This is a genomic window from Salegentibacter agarivorans, from assembly GCF_900113135.1.
GTDB classification, from domain to species: Bacteria; Bacteroidota; Bacteroidia; order Flavobacteriales; family Flavobacteriaceae; genus Salegentibacter; species Salegentibacter agarivorans.
The window spans coordinates 147,524-157,518 of record NZ_FOOH01000010.1; the positions used below are offsets into that span (position 1 = coordinate 147,524).

6 protein-coding genes are annotated in these 9,995 nt (G+C 39.0%); all 6 read left to right on the forward strand.

Features of this window, described 5'->3' with window-relative positions:
- The first annotated feature begins 9 nt into the window (after positions 1 to 9).
- Genes BM084_RS09360 through BM084_RS09385 form a run of 6 tightly spaced genes read left to right on the forward strand, consistent with a single transcriptional unit; the run spans position 10 to position 9,525 of the window.
- A complete protein-coding gene (locus BM084_RS09360; RefSeq protein ID WP_093304477.1) occupies positions 10 to 1,737 on the forward strand; it encodes a GMC family oxidoreductase in 1,728 nt (575 codons plus the stop codon).
- 11 nt (positions 1,738 to 1,748) lie between these two features.
- Positions 1,749 to 2,447, forward strand: a complete 699-nt coding sequence (locus BM084_RS09365; protein WP_075325009.1) for a gluconate 2-dehydrogenase subunit 3 family protein — start codon at positions 1,749 to 1,751, stop codon at positions 2,445 to 2,447.
- A 15-nt stretch (positions 2,448 to 2,462) separates the two neighbouring features.
- Positions 2,463 to 3,488 carry a glycoside hydrolase family 43 protein gene (locus BM084_RS09370; RefSeq protein WP_083634117.1) on the forward strand — a complete coding sequence of 342 codons (1,026 nt, stop codon included), beginning with the start codon at positions 2,463 to 2,465 and terminating at the stop codon, positions 3,486 to 3,488.
- An 11-nt stretch (positions 3,489 to 3,499) separates the two neighbouring features.
- Positions 3,500 to 5,794 carry a GH92 family glycosyl hydrolase gene (locus tag BM084_RS09375; RefSeq protein ID WP_093304479.1) on the forward strand — a complete coding sequence of 765 codons (2,295 nt, stop codon included), beginning with the start codon at positions 3,500 to 3,502 and terminating at the stop codon, positions 5,792 to 5,794.
- Between the two features lie 41 nt (positions 5,795 to 5,835).
- Entirely contained in the window at positions 5,836 to 8,205 is a 2,370-nt protein-coding gene (locus tag BM084_RS09380; protein WP_262506675.1) for a GH92 family glycosyl hydrolase, read from the forward strand.
- Positions 8,206 to 8,208: 3 nt separating this feature from the next.
- Positions 8,209 to 9,525 (forward strand): sugar MFS transporter, encoded by a 1,317-nt coding sequence (locus BM084_RS09385; protein ID WP_075325006.1) that lies wholly within the window; start codon positions 8,209 to 8,211, stop codon positions 9,523 to 9,525.
- Positions 9,526 to 9,995 lie beyond the last annotated feature (470 nt).

Below are 9,995 nucleotides of genomic sequence, written 5' to 3' on the forward strand. Positions count from 1 at the left end.
ATTGAATTAATGTCATTTCAAATAAAGAAGCAATCAACTAAATATGATGTCTGCATAGTAGGCTCGGGTGCTGGTGGCGGTATGGCGGCCAAACTACTTGCTGATGCCGGGTTTAAAATAGCATTGCTGGAAGCGGGACCAGATTTTGATCCTGCTAACAAAGAACAGCGCACCCAACTTAGGTGGCCCTGGGAGTCTCCACGTAGAGGAGCTTCTACTACAAGGCCTTTTGGAGATTTCGATATGGCCTATGGTGGCTGGGAATTAGAAGGGGAGCCCTATACCCAAAATGCAAATACAGAATTTGCCTGGTTTAGATCAAGGATGTTAGGTGGAAGAACCAACCATTGGGGGCGTATTTCTCTTCGCTTTGGTCCCCTGGATTTTAAACGAAAGGATTTTGATGGAAAAGGTGATAACTGGCCAATAGTTTACGAAGACGTAAAACCATATTACGATAAAGTAGATAAATTAATTGGGGTTTTTGGGACTAAAGAAAATATACCAAACGAACCAGATGGGTTCTTTTTACCACCTCCAAAGCCCAGATTACACGAGTTATACATCAAAAAAGGGGCTAATAAAGCAGGAGTTCCTATGATTCCTTCTCGCTTATCTATACTCACAAAACCGGTGAATAAGGAGCGTGGCGCATGCTTTTTTTGTAACCAGTGTTCCCGTTCCTGTATGGCTTATGCCGATTTTTCTTCTTCATCTGTTTTAGTGAAACCAGCTGTAAAAACTGGTAATGTAGACCTCTATGTAAATGCCATGGTTAGAGAAGTCTTAACCAATGGGGAAGGGGAAGCTACCGGGGTTTCTTATATAGATAAAGACGATCTAAGAGATTACGAAATCAAAGCAAAAGTAGTAATCTTAGCCGCTAGCGCCTGTAGTTCGGCACGTATTTTACTTAATTCAAAATCGGCACAGCACCCTAACGGACTGGCAAATTCCAGCGGAGTGGTAGGGAAGTACCTTCACGATTCAACGGGATCTTCCAGGATGGGATTTATTCCCCAACTGGTAGATAGAGAACGTTATAATGAAGACGGCGTAGGCGGAATGCACCTTTATACACCATGGTGGCTAAACGATAGTAAAGACCTTGGTTTTACTCGTGGATATCATATTGAATATTGGGGCGGAATGAGTATGCCTGCTTATGGATTTGGGTTTAATACCCAGGCCTTAAAAGAAATTACCGGTGATACTTCACGAAATGCTTATGGCACGGGCCTCAAAAAAGATGTAAAAAAATTCTATGGAGCTACCTTTGGAATGGCCGGACGTGGAGAAAGTATTCCACGAAAAGAAAATTATTGCGAAATTGATTCAAATACAGTAGATAAGTATGGAATCCCGGTGCTAAAATTCAATTACAGCTGGTCTGATGAAGAAGTAAAACAAGCCAGGCATATGCAAGATACTTTTGAAGAGGTGATGCATAATATGGGCGCAGTTCCATTAGGGGACAAGCCTGGAAAAGAAAAAAATTACGGACTAGAAAATCCTGGAAAGATTATCCACGAAGTGGGAACCACAAGGATGGGTAAAGATCCTAAAAGTTCTGTTGTAAATGAATTTAACCAGGCGCACGATGTACCTAATTTATTTGTTATGGACGGCGGTCCCTTTGTATCCCAGGCAGATAAGAATCCAACCTGGACGATCCTGGCACTGGCCTGGCGTGCTACTGATTATTTGACCGAACAGCTTAAAAAAGGGAATTTATAAAATTTATAATTATGGATAGAAGGGAATCACTAAAAGCACTGGTTCTGGGAGGCGTAGGCTCTAGCTTGTTCCTTAGCAGTTGTGTGACCGATAAAAAATCACCTATTGCTGCAGGAGATATAATTGAAGAAAGAGAGGGGTACGGAAGAACTCCGGCGGAAGAGGAAAGAGATGAAGATTTATATTCTGAGACATTTTTCTCTGAAGAAGAGATGGCTACTATTTCTATATTATCAGATATTATTATTCCTGAAGATGAAGAATCGGTTTCCGCTACTGAAGCAGGCGTACCGGAATTCATCGAGTTTATTGTAAAAGACATTCCCGAGCATCAAATTCCAATGCGTGGTGGTTTAATGTGGATTAATAGGGAAAGCAATAAACGTTTTGAAGCAGCTTTCAATGAGATTTCAAAAGAAAATCAAATGGAAATTATAGATAACATGGCTTACCCCAGAGCTTTTGAAGAAAATTCTCCAGGCCCTGTATTTTTTAGGAATATCAGGAACCTGGTAGTTACCGGCTACTTTACAAGTGAGCCCGGATTTAAATATCTCGATTATCGCGGGAATACTCCCAATGTTTGGGACGGTGTCCCAGCGCATGTGCTTGAGAAACACGGAATGAAATACGATGAAGATTTATTAAAAGTAGCTATGGATCCAGTGACTAGAAATGAGGTAATGGATTGGAACAAATACGAAGTTTAAATTAAAATGCTAAAGATGAAAAATTCTTATAGAAACCTTTTATTATTGATGTTTGCAGCGCTTGCCGTTACAAGTTGCAAAATGAATGCAGAAGATAATAAAGAAAAAGAAGAGAAAACAGAAGAAGAAATTGTTCAAAACAATAATCCCGTCTTTCCCGGTTGGTATGCCGATCCTGAAGGAATCGTTTTTGATGATAAATACTGGATCTTTCCTACTTATTCTGCTCCTTACGAGGAACAGGTATTTCTTGATGCTTTTTCTTCAAAAGACCTCGTAAACTGGGAGAAACACGAAAGAATAATTGATACTGCTGAAGTGAAGTGGGCTAACCGGGCTATGTGGGCTCCTGCTATTATTAAAAAAGATAAAGATTATTTCCTGTTTTTTGGAGCTAACGATATTCAAAGTGATGAAGAGCTTGGAGGTATTGGTGTAGCTAAAGCTTCCAGTCCAGCAGGGCCCTACAAAGATCATTTGGGGAAACCTTTAATTGGAAAATTCCATAACGGCGCCCAGCCTATAGACCAATTTGTTTTTGAAGACGATGGAGAATATTATATGTTCTACGGGGGTTGGCAACACTGTAACGTAGCAAAATTAAATGATGATTTCACCGGGTTCAAAACTTTTGAAGATGGTGAAACTTTTAAGGAAGTGACCCCGGAGGGTTACGTAGAGGGACCGTTTATGTTTAAGCGAGATGGAAAATATTATTTCATGTGGTCTGAAGGTGGCTGGACCGGTCCAGATTACAGCGTAGCTTATGCCATTGCCGACTCACCTACCGGCCCTTTTAAAAGAATTGGCACAATATTACAACAGGATCCAGAGATTGCCAATGGTGCCGGGCATCACTCGGTAATAAAAACACCAGGTAAAGATGATTATTATATTGTGTACCACCGCCGTCCGGGAGGGGAAACCGCACGTGACTCCAGGATGACCTGTATAGATAGAATGTATTTTGATGAAAATGGGTATATAAAATCAGTAGTTATTACTCACGAGGGAGTTAAACCAAATCCAATAAATAAATAAAATATTACTATATGAAAACTAATTTTTTTGTCCTTGCGTTTTGCTTTTTTGCAACGTTTGTCAATGCACAGGACTATCTTGTAGAAAAGGTTGAAAACCCTGTAGATTGGGTAAAACCGTTAATGGGAACAGATTCTAAGCCAAGCATGTCAAATGGGAATGTGTACCCGGCCATTGCGCGGCCCTGGGGAATGAATTTTTGGACTCCACAAACCGGTAAAATGGGTCATGGTTGGGCCTACCAGTATACTGCCGATAAATTGCGCGGATTTAAACAAACGCACCAACCCTCACCATGGATGAACGATTATGGCCAGTTTGCTATTATGCCCATAACCGGAAAAATTCGTTTCAATGAAGACACCCGGGCCAGTTGGTTTTCACATAAATCTGAAAAAGTAAATCCGCACTATTATAGCGTATATCTTGCCGATCATGATATAACTACCGAAATTACCCCAACATCAAGAGCTGCCCGTTTCCGCTTTACTTTTCCGGAATCTGATAGTTCGCATGTTGTTATAGATGCATTGGATATGGGTTCTTATGTAAAGGTTATTCCTGAAGAAAACAAAATAATTGGGTATACCACTAAAAATAGTGGAGGAGTACCAGATAATTTCAGGAACTATTTCATTATAGAATTCGATAAAAAGTTTACCGCTTCGCATACCTTTAGTGGTGAAGAAATTTCAGAAGACCTGGAAGTTGAGGCTGAACACGTTGGGAGTGTGATCAGTTTTAAAACTGAAAAAGGGGAAGTTATTAATGCAAAGGTAGCTTCATCGTTTATAAGTTATGATCAGGCCGAATTGAACCTGAAAGAAATAGGAAATGACGATTTTGAAACCGTAAAAGAAAAAGGTCGCAAAGAATGGAATAAGGAACTTTCCAGAATTAAAGTGGAAGGTGGAACTCCAGATGAAGTAGCAACATTCTATTCTGCTTTGTACCGTTCCTTACTTTTTCCACGAAAATTTTATGAATATAATGCTGAAGGCGAAGTAGTGCATTATAGCCCGTATAACGGGGAAGTTTTACCTGGTTATATGTTTACCGATACCGGTTTTTGGGATACCTTTCGCTCTTTATTTCCATTCTTAAATTTAATGTACCCCGAACTAAATGCTAATATCCAAAAAGGTCTTGCTAATGCTTACAAAGAAAGCGGTTGGTTGCCAGAATGGGCGAGCCCGGGTCTTAGGAATATTATGGTAGGAAATAACTCGGCCTCAGTTGTTGCAGATGCTTATTTAAAAACCGATGGGAAGTTTGATTATGATATCGATTTATTATATGAAGCACTTCTAAATGGAGCAAATAATGAAGGGCCAATGACTGCCGTAGGCCGTGCCGGCGCTGAATATTATAAAGATCTGGGTTATGTTCCTTATGATGTTGGTATTAATGAAAATGCCGCCAGAACTTTAGAATATGCGTATGACGATTTTGCTATATATCAACTGGCAAAAAAACTGAATCGCCCTAAAGAAGAAATTGAACTTTATAAAGAACGAAGTCTTAATTACAAAAAACTTTATGATCCGGAAACTAAACTAATGCGTGGTAAGAAAGAGAACGGGGAGTTTGTAGAAGATTTTAATCCGTTTAAATGGGGAGATGCATTTACTGAAGGTAACAGCTGGCATTACTCCTGGTCAGTATTTCACGATCCACAGGGATTAATCGATCTAATGGGAGGTAAAAAAGAATTTGTAGATCAATTAGATAAAGTATTTGAAATGCCACCGGTTTTTGATGAAAGTTATTACGGTGGGGTTATCCATGAAATCCGGGAAATGCAAGTTGCCGATATGGGGCAATATGCACACGGAAATCAGCCAATTCAGCATATGATTTACCTATATAATTATGCCGGGGAACCGTGGAAAGCTCAATATTGGGTTCGAGAAACTATGGATAGAATGTACCAACCTACACCAGATGGTTATTGCGGCGATGAAGATAATGGACAAACTTCAGCATGGTATGTATTTTCTGCAATGGGCTTCTATCCTGTCGCCCCGGCTACAGATGAATACGTAATGGGTGCTCCGCTTTTCAAAAAAGTAACTGTAAAACTTGAAAATGGAAATGAGCTTATTATTAATGCTCCTCAAAATAGTGATTCCAACAAGTATATTCAGAAAATGGAATTAAACGGCAAAAATTACACAAAGAATTATTTAAGTCATAAGGAACTTATGAAAGGCGCGGTAATCGATATAGAAATGGGTGATACCCCTAATAAGAATCGAGGGACTAAAAAATCAGATTTCCCGTATTCTTTGACTAATGAATTATAATATGTGAGATGAAGCTTTCAATCTACATAAATTAAAAAAGAATGAAATTCAACAATAATTTTATTACTTCAACAGGAGCATTTTTAATGTTCCTGTTGTTTTTTTCCTGCGGGAAAGAAGAAAAAACCACTCAAGCGAATAATTTATCTTCTAAGGATGATATAAAAGATCTCGCTCAATTTGTAGATCCTATGATTGGTACAGCCAAAATGGCACATACTTATCCTGGCGCTACGGTGCCTTTTGGAAGCGTGCAATTAAGTCCAGATACCGATACCATTCCTTACGCGGTAGATGGCAAATACAACCCCGATGTTTATAAATATTGCGCGGGTTACCAGTATGATGATTCTACGATTGTTGGTTTTAGTCATACCCATTTTAGCGGGACCGGCCATTCCGATTTGGGTGATTTCTTAATAATGCCCACCACAGGAGAATTAAAATTGAATCCTGGAACAGAAACCAATCCCGATAGCGGTTATCGTTCCCGTTTTTCCCACGAAAAAGAAACAGCCGAAGCTGGATATTATAAAGTTTTATTAGAAGATTATAATATTGAAGCTGAAATGACTGCTTCAACTCGTGTAGGAATGCACCGTTACACTTTTGCAGATAAAGAAGAGGCGCATGTAATCCTGGATTTAATGTCTGGTATTTATAATTACGACGATAAAAATGTATGGACCTTTGTTAGGGTAGAAAACGACACCTTAATAACAGGATTTAGACAAACCAATGGCTGGGCTAGAACACGTAAAGTGTTCTTTGCAATGAGCTTTGATAAGCCAATAAAAAATTACGGGCGGGCACGCTACGATAAACAACCTTATAATGGTTTCTGGAGGAAGTTTGATCAGGATGAGAATTTCCCGGAAATAGCAGGAGAAAAAATCAGGATGTATTTTGATTTTGATATGGAAGCCGAAGAAAAACTTCAAATTAAACTGGCAATTTCCCCGGTAAGTTCAGAAGGAGCGCTTAATAATATGAAGGCTGAAATTCCACATTGGGATTTTGATAAAGTTAAAAATGATGCTCGCGAGCAGTGGAATAAAGAATTAAATAAAGTAGTGGTAGATGCTGAAAATGATGCTGAAATGACCAACTTTTACACCGCTATGTATCACTCATTTTTGGGCCCAACCGAATATATGGATGTGGATGGAAAATACCGCGGGATAGATATGAATATTCACCAGGCAGAAAATTTTGTCAATTATACCAGTTTTTCACTTTGGGATACGTACCGGGCTTTACATCCGCTGTTTAATATTTTACAACCCGAGCGTAATAGCAATATGGTAGAAGCAATGCTGGCACATTATGACCAAAGTGTTCATAAAATGCTACCGGTTTGGTCACATTATGCCAATGAGAACTGGTGTATGATTGGTTATCACAGCGCTTCGGTAATCTCTGATGCGATAGTTAAAGGCAATACTGGTTTTGATGAAGAACGTGCTTTAGAGGCGATGGTACAAACTGCAAAAACTGGGTATTACGATGGCCTGGAGTACTATATGGAAAAAGGATATGTTCCTGAAGATAAAAATGGTGCTTCAGTATCTAAAACCCTGGAATATGCTTACGATGATTGGGCCATTGCTCAAGCCGCTAAAAAATTAGGAAACCAGGAAGTTTTTGAAGAATTCAGCAAAAGATCTGAAAATTATAAAAATGTTTATGATTCGGCATCTGGCTTTATGCGCCCAAAATTGGATAATGGTGAATTTAAAAAGGAATTTGATGCTCTAGATACACACGGGCAGGGATTTATTGAAGGAAATGCCTGGAATTATAGTCTCTATGTTCCACATCAGCCGGCCGAAATGATTGAGATGATGGGCGGAAAGCAACAATTCTCCCAACATTTAGATTCTTTGTTTTCAATGGAATTACCCGATAAATATTTTGAAAACACAGAAGATATTTCGCGTGAAGGAATAATTGGCAATTATGTACATGGAAACGAGCCATCGCACCATGTTGCTTATTTATACAATTGGACCGATACTCCCTGGAAATCTCAGGATAAAATAAGAATGATTCTCAAAGATCAATACCAAACCGGTGCAGATGGTTTAGGTGGAAATGATGATTTTGGCCAAATGAGCGCCTGGTATATTTTCAGTAGTTTTGGTTTTTATCCAGTAGCACCCGGCTCTACAGAATACGCGTTAGGGAGTCCGGCTATTAATAGGGCAACAATAAATCTGGATAATGGGAATACTTTTACAGTAATTGCCAATAACCAGTCTGCAGAAAATGTATTTGTTTCAAAGGTAGAACTTAATGGAGAGGTCCTAAAAGAGCCTTTTATAGACCATACAGATATTATGGACGGAGGAGAATTAAAATTTTATATGAGTAGCGAGCCAAATAAAGAAATTTACAGAGAAAATAAGTAGAACATGAATCAAAAGAAATCTTATCGTACAGCTTTTATATTTGTTACTATCCTCTTTTTTCTTTGGGGTTTTATTACCGTGCTGGTAGATTCACTTATACCAAGATTAAGAGAAGTTTTTACCCTTTCTTATTTCCAGGCAGGGATGGTACAATTTGCATTCTTTGGCGCATATTTTTTACTTTCTATACCTGCAGGATATATTTTATCAAAAATTGGATATAAAAAAGGAATTATTTTAGGTTTGGTTACTATGGCTGTTGGCTGCTTACTTTTTTACCCTGCAGCTTCCTATCGTATCTTCGGAATTTTTATGTTTGGGTATTTTACCCTCGCAGCCGGGATTACCATATTGCAGGTAGCAGCAAATCCTTATGTTACTATTTTAGGTCCTGAAAAAACAGCTTCGAGCCGACTTAATCTATCACAGGCTTTTAATTCCCTGGGTACGGCAATTGCACCAGCTTTAGGAGCTTTATTCATTCTTCAGGATAAAGTGAAAACTACTGCCGAGATTGAAGCCCTGGATCCTACTGCGCAAACAAGCTATTATATTTCTGAAGCCTCTGCTGTGCAAACACCTTTCCTTGGTATTGCCGCTTTTATAATAATAATTGCAATTGTTTTCTTTTTTGTAAATCTCCCCAAAGTTGGAGATAAAGAAGCTTCTAATGATTACCGGGGAGTTTTAAAGAATCGAAACTTAATCCTGGGAGCTATTGGCCTTTTCTGTTATGTAGGGGCAGAAGTTGCATTAGGAAGTTATATGGTAAATTATTTTTTAAGTCTTGATTTGGCTGAAACTGTAAGAGAAACATCTTTTATGCGCACCATAGCAAGCTGGATTTTAAGCACTGGTATTTCAGCGTCAAGTGATATGGCGGTAGTTGGTGTTTTTGTGACCTTCTACTGGACAGGAGCTATGATAGGAAGGTTTATTGGTTCTTATTTAACCACTATTTTTAACCCGGCGCGGGTTTTAAGTGTATTTGCAGTAGGAGCAATAAGTATGATACTTATATCTACCTTTTCGGTAGGTCTTGTAGCTATGTGGACGATTATTGCCGTGGGCTTATTTAATTCTATTATGTTCCCAACAATTTTTAGCCTTGCTTTAGACGGCTTGGGAGATGATAAAGCCCAGGGGTCAGGTGTACTTTGTACAATGATAGTTGGAGGCGCGATTATACCACCGGCTTATGGATTTTTAACCGACTCCTATAGCTTTAAAATTGCCTTAATTTTAGTGATGATCTGTTATGCTTATATATTTTATTATGCCTGGACTAACAAAAGGAGAGCAGTTATAATGAATAATTAAACTTTTATTAAGCTGCCGATTTCAGAAAAAGCGAAAATCGGTTTTCTGAAAAGTTTTGTGAAATGCTAAGAGTTTACGAAAATAGCGAGACGCAACGTTAAAAAGCTCCTCAATTGAGGAGCTTTTTTTGTTTGCCCTGCATGCAAACAATTCCGAGGCTTGAAAGAAAGCCCGCTCACCTGATCGGAGGGAAGAGCAATGTAAAGTCAAGTGCGTCACTGGCAACGGTGGTGTGTGAAGGAAGACCTAGCAAGTTAGTGGAACATAGAGAAATCGAACCGATTCTGGCATATATTGGGGGTAAGGTTGCAAAAAGTGCCGATGCCCAAAATCCGAATAGCAATATATGTTAAAACGGATGGCTTCACTAACAGGAATGTTTGCTTAACGGGGGAAGCCTGATTATTCGCCTTTCCAGGCTAAGCAGAAACAAGTCGAGAGACAAGGATTTGTTATGGAAAATCAGGTGG